This is a genomic window from Amycolatopsis sp. NPDC004378, assembly GCF_053602455.1.
The window spans coordinates 15611-31289 of the sequence record NZ_JBSGDR010000043.1 but is presented as its reverse complement, the minus strand read 5'-3'; the positions used below and the strand labels follow the sequence as shown (position 1 = coordinate 31289).

The window sequence follows — 15679 nt, the reverse complement described above, 5'->3', positions numbered from 1 at the left end:
CTGCCATGCCCGCGCTCCTGCCCCGCGGCGGACCACCCCGGCTCCTGGCCGTGGCGACCCTGGTCACGATGACCGGCTACGGCGTCTACCTGACCGCCGGCGTCCTGTACTTCACCCGCGTCGTCCAGCTGCCGGCCGGCCAGGTCGGCGCCGGGCTGACCATCGCGGGCGCGTTGTCGCTCGCGGCCGGGATCCCGTTCGGCCACCTCGCCGACCGCCACGGCGCGCGGACCGTCTACGCGCTCACGCTCGTGCTCGGCGCGATCTCCATGACCGGACTGTGCCTGGCGCAGGACTTCTGGACGTTCGTGGCCTTCGCGAGCCTCGGCGCCGCCGCGCAGACGGCCGGGCCCGCCGCTCGCAGCCCGCTGGTGCAGGAGTACGGCGGCGACCGGCCCGCCGAGTTCCGCGGCTACCTGCGCTCGGTGACCAACCTCGGCATCGCGGTGGGCGCATTGCTGGCCGGCTGGGGTGTCGCGGCCGACACGCGCAACGCGTACCTGCTGCTCATCGGCGGCAGCGCGCTGTCCTACGCGGCGAGCACGGCGATCGTGCTGTTCCTCCCGGCGGTCCCGCCCAAACCGGCGGGCGTCGGCCCGAGGTGGGTCGCGCTGCGGGACCGGCCGTACCTGGTGCTGACGCTGCTGGACGGCGTGATGGCGATCCAGTACCGGGTGCTCACGGCGGCCGTCCCGCTCTGGCTGGTCGCCCGGACGACCGCGCCGAACTGGACGGTGTCCGGCGTGATGGTGGTCAACACGGTGATCGTGGTGTTCTTCCAGGTCCGGGCGAGCCGCCGGATCGACACGACCCGCGCGGGCGCGGTGGCGTTCCGGCGCGCCGGCTTCGCGTTCTTCGCGGCTTGCGTGGCGATCGCGGCGATGGCGGGCGCCCCGACGTGGCTGGCGCTCGTCTTCCTCTTGGCCGCGGTGGTGGTGCACACGGTCGGCGAACTCTGGCAGGCGGCGGGCGGTTTCGAGCTGTCGTTCACCCTGGCGCCCCCGCACGCGGTCGGCCAGTACCAGGGCCTGTTCGGGATGGGCCTGGGACTCGGCGTCACGCTGGGACCGGCGGTGCTGATCGCGTTGTGCATCACGTGGGGAACCCCGGGCTGGTTCGTGATCGGCGGCATCTTCGCCGCCACCGGCCTGGCTGTCCCGGCGGTGGTGCGCTGGGCCGAGCGCGACCGCTCGCGGCAGGTCGAGCCGCAAATCGCGTGATCAGACGTCCGGTCGCGCTCGGGCGTAGCCGGCGAGCCGCCCGGCCAGCGCCTGCACCAGTTCGCGGAGAGCGTCGGGTTGCTCGACGACGAACGGCCGGTCGAGTGCCGCGAGCAGGGGCGGTATCCAGTCGAGCCGCTGGGCGCGGATCCGGGCCCGCACCCAGCCGGGATCGATTTCCGCCAGCGTGGCGACGGACGGCGGGAGCACGGAACGGATCTGTTCGGGCGTCGACCGGATCCGCACGGCCACCTCGTGCCGGTACGGCGCCTCGGCGATCGCCGTCAGCACCCGCTCGGCGGGGTCGAACCCGGCCGGTACGTCGAACGTCCCGGCTCGCATCACGACGGTCGTGATCCGGTCGGCCCGGAACGTGCGCACCTGCTCGCTGGCGGAGTCGAAACCGGTCAGGTACCACCGCCCGGAGTGCGCGACGATCCCGTACGGGTGGACGACGCGGTCGCTGGCCCCGCCGTGGCCGGCGACGTAACCGAGGTCGATCGGGCGGCGGTCCCGCGCCGCCTCCGCGACGGTGAGCAGGACTTCGGCCTCCGCGCTGAGGGCCGGCCGGGCGGGCGCGGTGAAGTCGGCGATCTCCAGGAGCGCGTCGAGCCGCCGGCCGAGCGCTTCGGGGAGTACCCGGCGGACTTTCGCGGCGGCGCTCTCGGCAGCCGCGACCGAGGTGCTGATCAACCCGGCGCGCCGGCCCGCGACCAGGCCGAGCAGGACGGCGAGGGCCTCCTCGTCGGTGAGCATCAACGGCGGCATCCGGTAGCCCGGGGACAGCCGGTACCCGCCGTGCCGGCCGCGCACCGAGCGGACCGGGATGTCCAGGTCGACGAGGTGGCCGACGTAGCGGCGGACGGTGCGCTCGTCGACGTCGAGCCGCTCGGCCAGCTCGGCCAGGGTCCGGGTACCGCCGCGCTGGAGGATCTCCAGCAACGCCAGCACACGAGCGATCGGCCGGGTCACGTCCGAAATTCTGACAATACCGGGCGGATCCTGTCCACTATCGCCTCTAGCGTGTCCGGTGTAGCCCCCTTCAGTGGAGAAAGGAACCACCGTGCAGCTTGTTTCCGTCCGCGTGATCACCCACGACGTCGACCGGCTCGTCGAGTTCTACGAGCTGGTGACCGGGTCCGCCGCCCGCCGGCCCGCCGAGCAGTTCGCCGAGTTCGTGAGCCCGTCGTGCACGCTGGCCATCGGCAGTGCCGAGACGATGGCGCTGTTCAGCGCCGGGGCGGCCGTCCCCGAGTCGAACCGGTCGGCGATCCTCGAGTTCCTCGTCGAGGACGTCGACCGCGAGCACGACCGGCTGACGAGCCTGGCACCCGGCTTGGAGGTGGTGCAGAAGCCGACGACGATGCCGTGGGGCAACCGCTCCCTGCTGGTCCGCGACCCCGACGGCAACCTGGTCAACTTCTTCACCCCGCTCACCGACGAGGCCCGGGCGAGGCTCGCCCGCTGACCGGAGCGCGGCGCCGACGCCCGCGAAAGCCACCGCGCCGCCCGGCGAGGAAGAGGGGCACCGAGGCCGGGGCGATACCGGCGAAGGTGTCGCTGAACATGCGGCCGATCGTGATGGCGGGGTTGGCGAATCTGGTCGAGCAGGTGAACCAGCAGGCGCCGACCGCGGCCGGAGCGGGAGAGGATCACCAGGATCAGTTCCGCGGCGGGTGGCGCTGACGCTGCCGACGAACTCCGCGACCAGCTGGCGACAACGGCTGCTTCATCAACGCTCCAGTGCGCCGAGCTCGTCGAGCAGGCCCCGGACGCGTCGCTCGATTTCGTCGCGCACCGGGCGGACGTCCTCGACGCTCTTGCCCGCCGGGTCGTCGAGTTCCCAGTCCAGGTAACGCTTTCCGGGGAAGATCGGGCAGGCATCGCCGCAGCCCATGGTGATCACGACGTCGGCGGCGCGGACGATCTCGTCGGTCCACCGCTGCGGGGATTCGGCGGCGATGTCGATCCCGCGTTCGCGCATCGCGGCGACTGCCGACGGGTTGACTTCGTGGCCGGGTTCGGAGCCGCCGGAGAAGGCGAGTGCCCGGTCGCCGGCGAGGTGCCGGAAGAAGCCCATGGCCATCTGGCTGCGCCCGGCGTTGTGCACGCAGAGGAACAGCACCGTCGGCTTGCCGGGGAGGTCGGTCATCGGTCAGTACTCCGGGGAGGTAGGCGGCAGGTGCCAGCCGGGTGGTCCGGTCGGAGAGGTCGTCGAACGCGGCGCCGAACACGGCGTCGGTGCCGGCGCGGGCCGGGTCGGGGATCGACCTGTGCAGCCGGTCCCCGGCCGCGAATTCTACAATCCGCGGTGTTGTCTACGCCACCTGAGTGAGGTGGGCCGTCAGCTGTTCGGGATAGAGGGCGAAAATCCCCCGGATTCCCCTTCGATGTTCAAGGGAATAGTGCTGATTATATCAACCTTTTCCGAAGGAGTCGGCGAATATCACGTACGGGTACGCGCTCGAGATTCGCTTCGCCTCGATTCTTAGTTGCTCTAACGGGTAAGGGACTGCAGCGGAAGATATTCTGTCGGCAAGGGTGTCTCGCCGTGCCAGAACACGGTCGCGCCCTGTGATTTCGAGTCTATTGAGGCCTGAACAAAGCTACCCAGGTCAGCCCGCCCAGGTCTGCGCGCCACTACGGCTGACGCGATCGTGCCCACCGCCGAAAACCCCATCGACTACGCGCCCGGAGGCGGCGAGGTCTGCACCAGGGTAAGCGGTCAGGAGTGCGCCGGGGTACTGGAAACCATCGCATCGGGTCTGCTACCCCGCGCGCAGGACCGTCAGGCGACGCGGGACCGTTCTGCGGTGGTGAAGCGCAGCTCGACGCGGGTGGGCAGCGAGTCGAGGTCGAGTGCCTGGCACAGGCGCGGCACACCCTCGTCGCGGATGCGGTCCCGGATCCCGGCGGGGTCGCCGTCCTGCTCGACCGAGACGACCGCGAGCAGCTCGGGGCGCTCGCGGTTCCCCGTGAGCGACGCGGACGCGGTGCGCACGCCGGGGTAGCCGCGCAGCTCCTCGGTGAACGGGCCGACGGCTGCGCTGGTGGCCAGTTCGGTGCTGCCCGCATCGGCTTCCCAGCGCCAGGTGCGGTTGCCCGGCTTGCGGACCAGCTGGGCGGCCAGCCAGCGCAGCCCGGCCAGCGCGACGACGATTCCGGCGGCCGCGATCACGTACCGCACCCAGGTCGGGGGCAGCTCGGTGCCCGGCACGAGCGGCCGGTCCGGGCCGAGTGCCGGGAGCCAGTGGAAGCGGATCGCGGCCGGGAGCGCGCCGGCGGCGAGCAGCAGCAGTCCGAAGACCGCGAGCAGGGTCCGGTTGAGACCGGCGGGACGGTTCACGACGTGCTCCTCACTGCGCGAAGACGGACCTTGACCTCGGGACGGCGGACCGGGTCGATCCGGTCCAGCCGGGCCGCGACCGCGACGCGGACCGCGTCGGCGATCCCGTCGGGATGGGTGCGGCGGGTCTGCACCCGGACCCGGACGCTGCGGCGCCGCAGTTTCAGCCGCACTTTCTCCACGCCGTCGACCCGCGCCGCGGCCGCCCGGAGGGTGGAACCGAAGCTGCGGCGCGAGGCACCTGAGTCCAGTTCACCGCGCAGCGGAAGCACTGTGAGCCTGCCCGGCAGCACGGCCGCGAGCACCAGGACCAGGCCGAGCAGGGCGACGACCCCGCCGGTGATGACGACGGGGAGGTCGGCCCAGCGGACGTCGTGCAGCCGCCGGGCGGTGGCGCCGTAGTCCAGCCACGGGCGCTCGCCGAGGATCAGCTGGATGGCGACGACGGCGGCGAGCGCACCGGCGGCGGTCACGACGAGCGCGGTCAGGACGGCCGGGGTGCTGCGGCGGGGGCGGCGTTTCACGAGACCCTCCTCGAGGACGTGGCCGGCGGGTGCAGCGCGGTGACGGTGATGTCGACTCGGTCGACGTCGAGTCCGGTCAGTTCGCCCACCCGCGTGCGCAGGTGGGCCCGGGCGCGTTCGGTGGTGCGCGCGACCGAGGCCGGGTAGGTGATGGACAGCCGGGTGGCCAGCCGCACCCGGTCGCCGTCGACGTCGGCGTCGACCTTCACCGGGCGGTCGGCGTCTTCGCCGCCGAGCGCGACCCCCAGCACGCGCCCGGCGGCGCCGCCGACGTCACCGATTTCGCGGGCGGCGTGCGCGGCGATCCGTTCGACCGCGTGGCCGGAGATGACCAGTTCACCCCGCTCTTCGGCGGGCACGGTGGCGGTCACGGGTCAGCCCCGGTCCCGGCCGAACAACTGCGCGAGGTCGATCTTGCCGTCGAGGTGACGGCCGATCAGGAAGCCGATCGCGCCGAGGACGAGGACGGCGAGGAACGCGCCGAACCCGCCGAAAGCGAGGGCGAGGCCGAGCACGAGACCGGTCAGCAAACCTGTCCTGGTGGCATTCATGGGTACCTCCGTCAAGAAGTGGTGGGTGTGGCCACGTCGCCGATGAACACGCGGACGGGCCGGTCGAGGGGGCCGACCGCGGCGCGGACCGCGGCCGCCGCCGCGGACGCGGTCACCGGGTAGCGGAGCACGACTCCGACGGTCACTTCGTCGTCGCCGACGCGGACCCCGGCGACGCGCCGGCCGGGCAGCAGCGTCGCGATTTCCCCGATCCGGCCGCCGTGCGGGCCCGCCACTTCCGGCAGGCCCGCCACGGCAGCGGCGATCGCGACCGCGTCGGGTGTCACTGCACCCGGCCGGTGTCGGAGCCCTGGTCGTCGCCGTCGTCGCCGGGCAGGTTGAGGTCGCCCACGGCGATGTTGACCTCGACCACTTCCAGGCCGGTCATCCGCTCGACCGCGGTGATCACGTTGCGCCGCACCGACCGGGAGAGGTCGGCGATGGACACGCCGTACTCCACGACGAGCTGCAGGTCGACCGCGGCCTGCTTTTCGCCCACCTCGACCGACACGCCCTGGCCCGCCGAGGCGGTCGCACCCGGGATGCGTTCCCGGATCGCGGAAAAGGCGCGGGCGGCGCCGCCGCCGAGGGAGTGGACGCCGGGCACCTCGCGGGTGGCCAGGCCGGCGATCTTCTGCACCACGGTGTCCGCGATCGTGGTCGCGCCCTGGCTGGTGACGAGGGCGCCGGTCGTCTCCGCGGCGGTGGCGGGGGTCTTCGTGGTCGTCTCGGCCATGGTGTTCCTCCTGCGTCGAGTGGACGGTTGTGCCGGGAGGACCCGGGGTGGGCCGGAATCGTCACGGCCCCGTTCGTGTGAACAGGGTCACGCGGACGTGGCAATGACGAACGGGGCACCGGGGTGTCCTGATGAACAGAACCGTCCACGAAGGACGGTGACCGACACCGGAGGTGCAGGAAGATGTCGTTGGGCGACAAGATCGAGAACAAGGCCGAAGACTTCGGCGGCAAGGCCAAGGAGACGGCGGGCAAGGTCACCGGGGACGACCAGCTGCGCGCCGAGGGCCAGGCCGACCAGGCCAAGGCAGGACTGAAGGCCGCGGCCGAGAACGTCAAGGACGCGGTCGGTGACGCGGTCGGCAAGGTCAAGAACGTCCTCAAGAAGGACTGATTCCGGTCCGTGACCGCCGTTCAGCAGTAGTTCCGCACATCCGGGCGCCACGATCGATTGAATGATCATCTTTCCGCCAGCCGTTTTGCGGTCGTCCACGCACGATGGCGTGGAGCAGCAGCCGAGGCGGAGGTATCGGTCGATGAGTGGCGTGTCGCGGCGGAAGGTGCCCGCGCTCGTGGTGATCGCGGCGATGCTCGCGCTCTTCGTGGCCGGCTTCGGACCAGCTGCGCGAGCCATCGCCGCGACCCGCGACTGCGGGTTCGCCGCGGCGGGCACCGGCACCTACGCGCGGACGTTGTGCTGGTTCGACCTGTCCGGGTACGACGCCGCGGAGGCCACTTCCGCGGCGGGCCAGCGGCTGACTTTCACGCTGCCCGGCGGTTACCGGCTCGCGGTCACCCTCAAGGTGTCCGGTGGTCCGGTGGCCGCGAACCGGCTGCCGACCTATTCCGCGGCCTACCTGGGCAACTCCGGGCACTACACGGGAGTGCCGGGACAGCCGGCGCTGTACCAGACCGCCTTCGGCACGACGACGGTCGCCGCGCTCACCGACATCGTCGCCACGGACAGCGCCGGAGCGGTGGTGCACGGCTACGGGCTCGTCGGCGCCGACGCCGAGTCGACCGACGCCGGCGAGTCGATCGAGTGGACCTCGTCCTCGCCGCTCGAATCGCTGACCGCGACCGGGTCCGATCCGGGGATCGGAAACGCCTGCGGCGGTGGGTACACCGGCATCGGCACGCGGACGGTGCGGTGCGCCGGCCGCACGGGCGCCAACAAGACCGGCACCGCGATCATCTCCGCCGAAGACCCCACGTCGTTCAGCCAGCGCATGGTCGGCGGCGGGCGCCAGGCGGTCGGCTTCGGCGTGCTGGTCTCCAGCCTCCAGCTGACCAAAAAGGTCGTTCGCGGCTTCCCCGGCGACTCCTTCGCGGTCTCGGTCGCGGCGCCGGGGGGAAGCGTGCTCGCCTCGGCCGACACCGGCGGCGGCGCTTCGGCGAGCACCGGTGAAGTCACGGTGCTGGCCGGCGCCCGCGGCGGCGACTACGCGCTGCGCGAGACGGCGACCGCGGGGCTGCAGTCCAATTACGACAGAGCGTGGTCCTGCACCCGCAACGGAAAGACGGACGGGGAACTGCCCTCCGGCGACGCCGGTGCCTCGGCACAGGTGCACGTCGACGTCGGCGACTTCGTGTCCTGCACGGTCACGAACACCGGGAAACCCGCGACGCTGAAGCTGGAGAAGCACGCCGCCGCACCGGTCGACGTCAACGGCAACAGGATCACCGACGCGGGCGACACCATCGGGTACACGTTCACCGTCACCAACACCGGCGCGCTCGAACTGCACGACATCGCCGTGACCGACGCCAAGGCCGGGCCGGTCACCTGCCCCCGCCCGAGCCTCGCACCGGGGGAGTCGCAGACCTGCACCGCGCAGGCGCCTTACGTGATCACCCCGGCCGACGAGAACGCCGGGGCGGCGGTCAACACCGCGACCGCCTCCGGGCTGCCGCCGGGCAACACCACCCGCGTGACGTCCGACCCGTCGTCGACCCGCACCCCGACCGAGAAGCCGGCCCCGGCCCTCACACTGACGAAGTCGGCCTCGCCCGACAACCCGGACGCCTACACCGCCGGCCGGCCGATCACCTACTCCTTCCTGGTGACCAACACCGGCAACGTGCCGTTGAACGGGATCGGGGTCGAGGAGACCGCGTTCTCCGGCAGTGGTGTCCTGTCCGCCGCCGTCTGCCCGGTCGCCACGCTCACGCCCGGCGCGAGCACGACCTGCACCGCCACCTACGTGCTGACCCAGGCCGACGTCGATGCCGGCCGGCTGGACAACACCGCCACCGCGCACGGCAACCAGCCCGGCTCCGCCGACCCGACCACGTCGAACCCCTCGAGCGTCTCGATCCCGACGCCCGCGCACCCGGCGATCACCCTGGTCAAGACCGCCGACCCGACGACTGTCGACCGTGCCGGCCAGGCCGTCGGCTACACGTTCGTGGTCACCAACACCGGCGACGTGACGTTGCGCGGCGTCGGCGTCGCCGAGACCCGGTTCACCGGCTCCGGCCCGGCACCCGTCGTCACCTGCCCGGCCGCGGTGCTCGCCCCCGGCGCCGCGCAGACGTGCCGCGCGACCTACGCGGTCACGCAGGCCGACATCGACGCGGGCGCGGTGGAGAACACCGCCGTCGCGCGCGGGACGCCGCCTCGCGCGACGGAACCGATCACGTCGGCGCCGTCGTCGGCGAAGGTGACCGCCACCCGCTCGGCCGGCCTGACCTTGGCGAAGTCCGCCGACCCGGCCACGGTAACGGCCGTCGGGGAGCTGGTTCGCTACTCGTTCACGGTGAAGAACACCGGAACCGTGACCCTGACCGGAGTGACGGTCACCGAGGGCGCCTTCAGCGGCAGCGGACCGCTGTCCGCGATCACCTGCCCGCCCGGCGGCGCGGTGCTGGCGCCGGAGCAAGTCGTCACCTGCACGGCGGAGTACGCGGTGACCCAGGCCGACCTCGACGCCGGCCGGCTCACCAACAGCGCCACCGCGGCGGGCACGCCGCCCCCGGGCTTGCCGAAGGTGACGACGCCGCCGGCGACGGCGGTCGTGACGGCCGGTGGCGGGGCCGAGCTCACCCTCGTCAAGTCCGTCGAACCGGCCACCGTGGCCGGCGCGGGGGAGACCGTGGCCTACCGCTTCGCCGTGACCAACACCGGAAACCGCACCCTCACCTCGGTGTCCGTGCGCGAGACGGCGTTCAGCGGCACCGGCCCGGCGCCGGTCGTCGAGTGCCCGTCGCGCACGCTGGCGCCAGGACAGGCGCAGACCTGCACCGCCACCTACACCCTGTCCCAGGCGGACGCCGACGCCGGCGCGGTGACCAACACGGCCGAGGCAACCGGAGCCGGTCCCGGCGGCGAACCGGTCACCTCCGGCCCGTCACAGGCGAAGGTGACCGTGCCCGGAAAGCCGGGGCTGTCCCTGGTCAAGTCGGCAGACCCGGCCGACGGCGGCCACTTCCGCGCCGGCCAGACGGTCACCTACTCCTTCGTGGTCACCAACACCGGAAACCGCACGCTGACCGCGGTCACGGTGCGCGAAACGGCGTTCTCGGGCACTGGCCGGCCGTCCCCGCTGTCCTGCCCGGGCGGTAGCGCGACGGTGGCCACGCTGGCGCCGGGGGAACAAGCGGTCTGCACGGCCGCTTACGTGCTCACCCAGTCCGATGTGGACGCCGGGAAGGTCGTCAACACGGCCGTCGCCACGGGGAACCCGCCCCAGGGCGAACCACCGGTCTCGGATCCGTCGACCGTAGTCGTGCCGACACCGCCGGACGCCGCGCTCACCTTGGCGAAGACGGCCTCACCGGGGACGGTTTCCGCCGCCGGGCAGGAGGTCACGTATGCGTTCGTGATCACCAACACCGGCACCGTGACGCTCACCGCGCTGTCGGTCCGCGAAACCCGCTTCACCGGCAGCGGCGGGCCGCCGGCTCCGGTGTGCCCGGCCGGATCCCTGGTGCCGGGGCAGCACGTGACGTGCACGTCGACCTACCGCGTCACCCAGTCCGATGTGGACGCCGGGCGGATCGACAACACCGCCGTGGCATCGGGAACCCCGCCGGCGGGCGGGCCACCGGCGGAGTCGGCGCCCGCGAGCGCGACCGTGCGGGTCACCGCCGCCGCGGCCCTCGCGATCACCAAGGCGGCACGGCCGGTCGACGTGAACGGCGACGGCGTGATCAGCGCCGGGGACCGGATCGAGTGGACGGTCACGGTCACCAACACCGGCGCGGTCACGGTCCGGGCGATCCGGGTCGACGACCCGTCCGCGGGCGGGGCCACCTGCCCGGCGACCGCGCTGGCGCCGGGTCAGGCGATGGCGTGCACGGTGCCCGCGCACACGGTCACCGCCGCCGACGTGGCCGCCGGGCGGGTGCGCAACGTCGCCACCGCCGCCGGAACCGGGTCCGACGGAGCGCCGGTCCCCGCCGGTCAGGCGGTCGCCGAGGTCCCGGTCGTTCCCGCACCGGCACCGACCGGCGGCCCGCACCGGCTGCCCGACACCGGCACGGACGTGGGCAGGCTCCTAGGCCTGTCGAGCGTGCTCCTCCTGGCCGGAGCGGCGCTTTGCGCGGCCGGCAGGCGACAGCACCCGACCCGGTGAGCGAGAGCGGCCCCGTCACCCCGACGTCGGCTGATCCGTCCGCTACGCCTTCACCACGCGGGCCGCGTCGGCGATCGCGCGCAGAACGCTGATGGGGTTTTCGCTCACCGCGTGCACGCCGACGTGGTCCGCCCCCGCCGCCAGCTCCGCGCCGATGCCGGTCGCGATGGCCGGTGCGTCGCCGTGCAGGACTAGCGCGTCGATCAGGCGGTCGCTGAAGGGAGCCGTCAGGTCCTGGTCGGTGTAGCCGATCCGCCGGAGGTTGCCGGCGTAGTTGGCGATGCCCAGCATGGGGCGGACGGCGGCTCGGCCGGCCGCGCGGGCACGTTCGACGTCGGCGTCCAGCACCACGCCGTGCCCGGGCATCACCAGCTTGCCCGGACCGAGGACCTGCCGGGCGAGGCGGGTGTGGTCGGGCGTCACCTGCAGGGTGAGGGTGCCCGCCGCGCGGTCGGCCGCCAGCCGGAGCATCTTGGGGCCGAGCGCGGCCAGCAGCACGCGGTCGGCGGGGACACCGGCCGCGGTCAGCGCGTCGAGGTAGCTCGCGACCTTGGCCAGCGGGGACGCGTAGCCGGCGTCGACTTCCCGGTGACCGGCCCCGATGCCGATGAGGAGCCGGCCGGCGTGCTTCCCCGCGATCCGGTGGTAGGACTCCGCGACGGTGCCCGCGTCGGACTGCCACACGTTGAGCACGCTGGTGCCGATCACGATCCGGTGCGTGGCGTCGAGCAGCCGCTCCGCCGAGCGGAGGTCCGCGGTCGGTGACGCGGCCAGCCAGATCGCGTCGTAGCCGGCTTCTTCCAGTGTGACGGCGTCCGCCGCGGTGGCCTCGGCCGCGGTCAGGTAAGCGCCGAGCGGTCCCAGTTCGATGGTCATGATCACGACCTCAGCACCGGGTGGTCGCGCGAACCAGCGCCAATCGGCACGTGCTGCGATAAGCTTTCCTTATCGTCGAGGTCAACCGGGGTGGGGCCGTGGAGCTGCGGGCACTGCGCTATTTCGTCGCCGTCGCGGACGAGCTGCACTTCGGCCGGGCGGCCGAGCGGCTGCACGTCGCGCAACCGGCCGTCAGCCAGCAGATCGCCCGGCTGGAGCGGGAGCTCGGGGTCCGGCTGCTCGACCGGTCACCCCGGCGGGTCCGGCTCACCGCGGCCGGGCAGCGCGTGCTCGCCGCGGCGCGCGGCACCCTCGCCGCGGCCGGTCAGGTGCGGATCGCGGCGCAGCAGGTCGTGCCGACCGTGCGCATCGGCACGGCCGCCGGCATGACCGCCCGGCTGGAACGTGGGATCGACGCCTTCCGCGAGCGGGCGCCGGAGTTCGAGGTCGTGCTGGCCGATCTGCCGGTCGAGGCCAGGCTCAACGCTCTGCGGCAGGGTGACCTCGACCTGGCGCTGACCCGGGGTGTGCGTTCGGTGCCCGGGCTCGAGGTGCTGCCGGCCTGGACCGAACGCCTGTACGCGGTGGTGTCCCGGCGGCACCCGGCGGCGGACCGCCGAGCCGTCGGCCGGACCGAACTGGCCGACGGCACGCTGCGCCTGCCCGCCCGCGAACACGACCCGCCGCTGCACGACGCCGTGGCCCGCGTGCTGAGCGACACGGGGTGGCAGCTGGCGGCCGGCCGCCCGACGGGCACCCTGCAGGAGACGATCGTCGAAGTCGGCTCGGAGCCCCGGAGCTGGACGGTGCTGCCGGCCGACCAGGTCGCCGAGATCCGCTCGACCCGCGTCCGCGCGATCCCGCTCGAGCCGCCGGTCACTATCGCGGGCAGCATCGTCGTCGCGCCGGACACGGCGAACGGCGCGGCCGAGTGCGCGGTGGCGGCCTTCGGTGACGAGGGTGTCCCGCACCGTCCATAGTGGACCCCGGGGTGGGGGTATCACTCCCTCCCACGCCGGCCGAAGCGCTCGTACCGTCGAGCTCATGATCAGTCAACCTCAGGCCGGTGGTCCCCTCGCCGGCACAGCAGCCCTGGTGACCGGAGCCAGCAGCGGCATTGGCGAAGGCACCGCGCTGGCACTGGCCGCGCTCGGCGCACGGGTGACCGTGGTCGCCCGCCGAGCGGACCGCCTCGACGCGCTCGTCGAAAAGATCACGAGCACCGGTGGCCACGCTCTCGCCGTGAGTGCCGACATCACGGACGAGGAACAAGCTCAGGCCGCCGTCGCCCGCGCCATCGAGGTGTACGGCCGCCTCGACACCGTGGTGGCCAACGCGGGCGTCATGATCCTCGGGCCGATCACCGGCGCGGACACGACCGACTGGCGCCGGATGATCGAGCTCAACACGCTCGGGCTCATGTACACCGCGCACGCGGCCGCCCCGCACCTGCTCGAGGCCGCGGCCGACGGTCCCCGCCGGGTGGCCGATCTCGTCCTGGTCAGCAGCACCGCGGGCCGGGTGGTGCGCGGTGGCGGCGGTGTCTACAACGCGAGCAAGCACGCCGTGACCGCGTTCGGTGAAGCTCTCCGCGGCGAAGTCACCCGACGCCATCTGCGCGTTTCGCTCGTCGAGCCCGGTTCGGTGGAAACCGAGCTGCCCCTCCAGAACCACCCCGACGTCCAGGAGCGGATGTCCGCGCGATACTCCACTATGGAGCGACTGCGTCCCGCGGACGTGGCGGACACCATCACCTTCATCGTCACCAGGCCACGCCACGTCGCCGTGAACGAGGTCTTGGTCCGGCCGACGGAGCAGCAGGATTGAGCGCCGCGACGCCGGAGCGCCGGCTCGGCCAACGTGGGTGCGCTGCACCCACGCGCCGGGTGCCGGTCCGCATTACTGTCGTCGGTGTGGACAGTGACAACGAGCTTGGTGACTACCTGCGAGCGCGACGGGCGCTGGTCCGGGTGCAGGAGGTCGGTCTGCCCGACGACGGTCCGCGGCGGGTGCCGGGGCTCCGGCGCGACGAGGTGGCGCTGCTCGCGGGAGTGAGCACGGACTACTACGTGCGGCTGGAGCAGGGCCGGGAACGGCACCCGTCCGATCAGGTGCTGCGATCGATCGCCAGTGCGCTGCAGCTGGACGACGACGCCGCGGCGCACCTGTTCCGGCTCGCCCTGCCGCTGTTCGGGGCGCGTGCGGCCACCTCGCTGACCGTCGCTCCGGAGCTGGTCCGGCTGATGGACGGCATGCCGGACGTACCCGCCTTCCTGGTCGGTGCGGCACAGGACATCCTCGCCGCGAACGCGATGGCCCGTGAGCTCTACCGCGGGTTCGCCCGGTACGACAACCTGCTGCGGATGATCTTCCTGGACCCGTACGCGAGGTCCTTCTACGGTGACTGGGATGCCGCGGCGCGGCTCGCGGTGAGCAACCTGCGGGCGTCGTCTTCGCAGTTTCCCGCGGACGAGCGCATCGAGCGGGTCGTCGGTGAAGTGAGCTTGCGCAGCCCGGCGTTCGCGAACCTGTGGGCCCGCTACGAGGTGCGGCCGCGGACCAGCGAGCTGAAGCACTTCGTGCACCCGCAAGTGGGGGAGCTGAGGCTGCACTTCGAGACGTTCGCCGTCGCCAGCACCCCTGGGCAGCACCTGTCCGTGTACAGCGCCGAACCCGGCAGCGCCAGTCACGACGGTTTGGTCCTCCTACGACGTCTGGCCGAGCAAGCGGCCACCGGCTCCGACGACGCCGAGGCTCTGGAGAAAGGTGACACCCGATCATGACCACCTCGCTCGCGGACAGCGTGGGCACCTTCGAGATCGCCGGGAAGAAGGTCGCCCGGTTGGGTTTCGGCGCCATGCGGCTGACCGGGCTCGGGGTGTGGGGCGAGCCTGAGGACCGCGCCGAGTGCGTGCGGGTCGTGCGGCGGGCCGTCGAACTCGGCGTGCAGCTCATCGACACCGCCGACTCGTACGGTCCCCACATCAGCGAAGAGATCATCCGGGAGGCGATCCACCCTTACCCGGATGACGTCCTCATCGCGACCAAGGCGGGTCTGACCCGTAACGGCCCGGACACCGTCAGGCGGGGCGGCGAACTGGTGCGCCTCGGCCCCCGAGCCTGGCCCCCGGTCGGTCGTCCGGAGTACCTCCGCCAACAGGCGCAGCTGAGCATGCGCCGGCTCGGCGTCGATCGGATCGACCTGTTCCAGCTCCATCGCGTCGACCCCGCGGTTCCGCTGGCGGACCAGGTCGGCGAGTTGAAGAACCTCCAAGACGAGGGCAAGGTCGTCGCAATCGGACTGTCACAGGTCACGGTCGGTCAGATCGAGCAGGCGCGGCTGATCGCCGACATCGCCACGGTCCAGAACCGGTACAATGTCGCTGACCGAAGCTCCGCCGACGTCTTGGACCACTGCACCCGGCATGGCATCGGGTTCATCCCCTGGGCGCCCGTGGCCGCGGGGGAGCTGGCCCGCCCCGGCGGGTCGGTCGACCACATCGCCGCGGCGCACGGCTGCACTCCGTCCACTGTGGCGCTTTCGTGGCTGCTGCACCGATCCGACGTCGTCCTGCCCATTCCCGGCACCTCGAAGGTCGCCCACCTGGAAGAGAATCTGGCCGCGTCCCGGGTCCGGCTCACCGAAGCGGAGCTGGCGGAACTCACCGCGGCCACGTAACCGACGCTCGGTCTGCGGACTTCCGCCTACCGCGGGCACACGCCAGGTGTTGGAGCGGCATGGGACCGACTGCCCCTGTGCGATCGCCGGCGAACTCGACATGCCCGGATTTTCGAAGGCAGAGCGGTTCTGAACATCGTCTTCGTGATCTGCCGGGCAACCGGAGAAGAA

General features: G+C 72.4%; 17 protein-coding genes. 8 read left to right on the top strand and 9 right to left on the bottom strand.

The annotated features are described in order from the left end of the window. Positions 1 to 5 precede the first annotated feature (5 nt). Positions 6 to 1220, top strand: coding sequence for an MFS transporter (locus tag ACWEN0_RS48740; RefSeq protein ID WP_451988573.1), 1215 nt, complete (start codon positions 6 to 8; stop codon positions 1218 to 1220). On the opposite strand, the gene ACWEN0_RS48735 is transcribed toward ACWEN0_RS48740, so the two are convergent. After that, positions 1221 to 2192: a helix-turn-helix transcriptional regulator gene (locus ACWEN0_RS48735; RefSeq protein WP_451988572.1), complete on the bottom strand. Its 972-nt coding sequence runs from the start codon at positions 2190 to 2192 to the stop codon at positions 1221 to 1223. A gap of 91 nt (positions 2193 to 2283) precedes the next feature. On the opposite strand from ACWEN0_RS48735, the gene ACWEN0_RS48730 reads away from it, so the two are divergent. Next, positions 2284 to 2688, top strand: a complete 405-nt coding sequence (locus tag ACWEN0_RS48730; protein WP_451988571.1) for a VOC family protein — start codon at positions 2284 to 2286, stop codon at positions 2686 to 2688. A 264-nt stretch (positions 2689 to 2952) separates the two neighbouring features. Here ACWEN0_RS48730 and ACWEN0_RS48725 read toward each other — a convergent pair whose 3' ends face one another. The 7 genes from ACWEN0_RS48725 to ACWEN0_RS48695 form a co-directional block, all read right to left on the bottom strand. Next, positions 2953 to 3372 carry an arsenate reductase ArsC gene (locus ACWEN0_RS48725; RefSeq protein ID WP_451988570.1) on the bottom strand — a complete coding sequence of 140 codons (420 nt, stop codon included), beginning with the start codon at positions 3370 to 3372 and terminating at the stop codon, positions 2953 to 2955. 636 nt (positions 3373 to 4008) lie between these two features. Continuing rightward, entirely contained in the window at positions 4009 to 4566 is a 558-nt protein-coding gene (locus tag ACWEN0_RS48720) for an alkaline shock response membrane anchor protein AmaP (RefSeq protein ID WP_451988569.1), read from the bottom strand. After that, entirely contained in the window at positions 4563 to 5090 is a 528-nt protein-coding gene (locus ACWEN0_RS48715) for a DUF6286 domain-containing protein (RefSeq protein ID WP_451988568.1), read from the bottom strand. The genes ACWEN0_RS48720 and ACWEN0_RS48715 overlap by 4 nt, the downstream gene beginning before the upstream one ends. Beyond that, positions 5087 to 5461, bottom strand: a complete 375-nt coding sequence (locus tag ACWEN0_RS48710; protein WP_451988567.1) for an Asp23/Gls24 family envelope stress response protein — start codon at positions 5459 to 5461, stop codon at positions 5087 to 5089. The genes ACWEN0_RS48715 and ACWEN0_RS48710 overlap by 4 nt, the downstream gene beginning before the upstream one ends. Before the next feature lie 3 nt (positions 5462 to 5464). Continuing rightward, the gene (locus ACWEN0_RS48705) at positions 5465 to 5641 is read right to left on the bottom strand and encodes a hypothetical protein (protein WP_451988566.1); all 177 of its coding nucleotides are present in this window, start codon (positions 5639 to 5641) and stop codon (positions 5465 to 5467) included. Positions 5642 to 5652: 11 nt separating this feature from the next. Then, on the bottom strand, positions 5653 to 5928 hold the full coding sequence (locus ACWEN0_RS48700) for a hypothetical protein (protein WP_451988565.1): 276 nt from the start codon (positions 5926 to 5928) through the stop codon (positions 5653 to 5655). Then, positions 5925 to 6377 (bottom strand): Asp23/Gls24 family envelope stress response protein, encoded by a 453-nt coding sequence (locus tag ACWEN0_RS48695; protein ID WP_451988564.1) that lies wholly within the window; start codon positions 6375 to 6377, stop codon positions 5925 to 5927. The genes ACWEN0_RS48700 and ACWEN0_RS48695 overlap by 4 nt, the downstream gene beginning before the upstream one ends. A 183-nt stretch (positions 6378 to 6560) precedes the next feature. Between ACWEN0_RS48695 and ACWEN0_RS48690 the strand changes: the two genes are divergently transcribed. Both ACWEN0_RS48690 and ACWEN0_RS48685 read left to right on the top strand, forming a co-directional pair. Beyond that, a complete protein-coding gene (locus tag ACWEN0_RS48690) occupies positions 6561 to 6770 on the top strand; it encodes a CsbD family protein (protein WP_451988563.1) in 210 nt (69 codons plus the stop codon). A gap of 142 nt (positions 6771 to 6912) precedes the next feature. After that, the gene (locus tag ACWEN0_RS48685; protein ID WP_451988562.1) at positions 6913 to 10953 is read left to right on the top strand and encodes a DUF7507 domain-containing protein; all 4041 of its coding nucleotides are present in this window, start codon (positions 6913 to 6915) and stop codon (positions 10951 to 10953) included. 42 nt (positions 10954 to 10995) lie between these two features. Here ACWEN0_RS48685 and ACWEN0_RS48680 read toward each other — a convergent pair whose 3' ends face one another. Further along, positions 10996 to 11829, bottom strand: coding sequence for a TIGR03620 family F420-dependent LLM class oxidoreductase (locus tag ACWEN0_RS48680; protein ID WP_451988561.1), 834 nt, complete (start codon positions 11827 to 11829; stop codon positions 10996 to 10998). Between the two features lie 98 nt (positions 11830 to 11927). On the opposite strand from ACWEN0_RS48680, the gene ACWEN0_RS48675 reads away from it, so the two are divergent. The 4 genes from ACWEN0_RS48675 to ACWEN0_RS48660 all read left to right on the top strand — a co-directional run bounded on the left by ACWEN0_RS48675 (position 11928) and on the right by ACWEN0_RS48660 (position 15508). Continuing rightward, entirely contained in the window at positions 11928 to 12809 is an 882-nt protein-coding gene (locus tag ACWEN0_RS48675; protein WP_451988560.1) for a LysR family transcriptional regulator, read from the top strand. A gap of 64 nt (positions 12810 to 12873) precedes the next feature. Further along, entirely contained in the window at positions 12874 to 13656 is a 783-nt protein-coding gene (locus tag ACWEN0_RS48670) for an SDR family NAD(P)-dependent oxidoreductase (protein ID WP_451988559.1), read from the top strand. An 86-nt stretch (positions 13657 to 13742) separates the two neighbouring features. Then, positions 13743 to 14612 (top strand): helix-turn-helix domain-containing protein, encoded by an 870-nt coding sequence (locus ACWEN0_RS48665; protein WP_451988558.1) that lies wholly within the window; start codon positions 13743 to 13745, stop codon positions 14610 to 14612. Then, positions 14609 to 15508, top strand: a complete 900-nt coding sequence (locus tag ACWEN0_RS48660) for an aldo/keto reductase (protein WP_451988557.1) — start codon at positions 14609 to 14611, stop codon at positions 15506 to 15508. Before ACWEN0_RS48665 ends, ACWEN0_RS48660 begins: the two co-directional genes overlap by 4 nt. Positions 15509 to 15679: the final 171 nt, after the last annotated feature.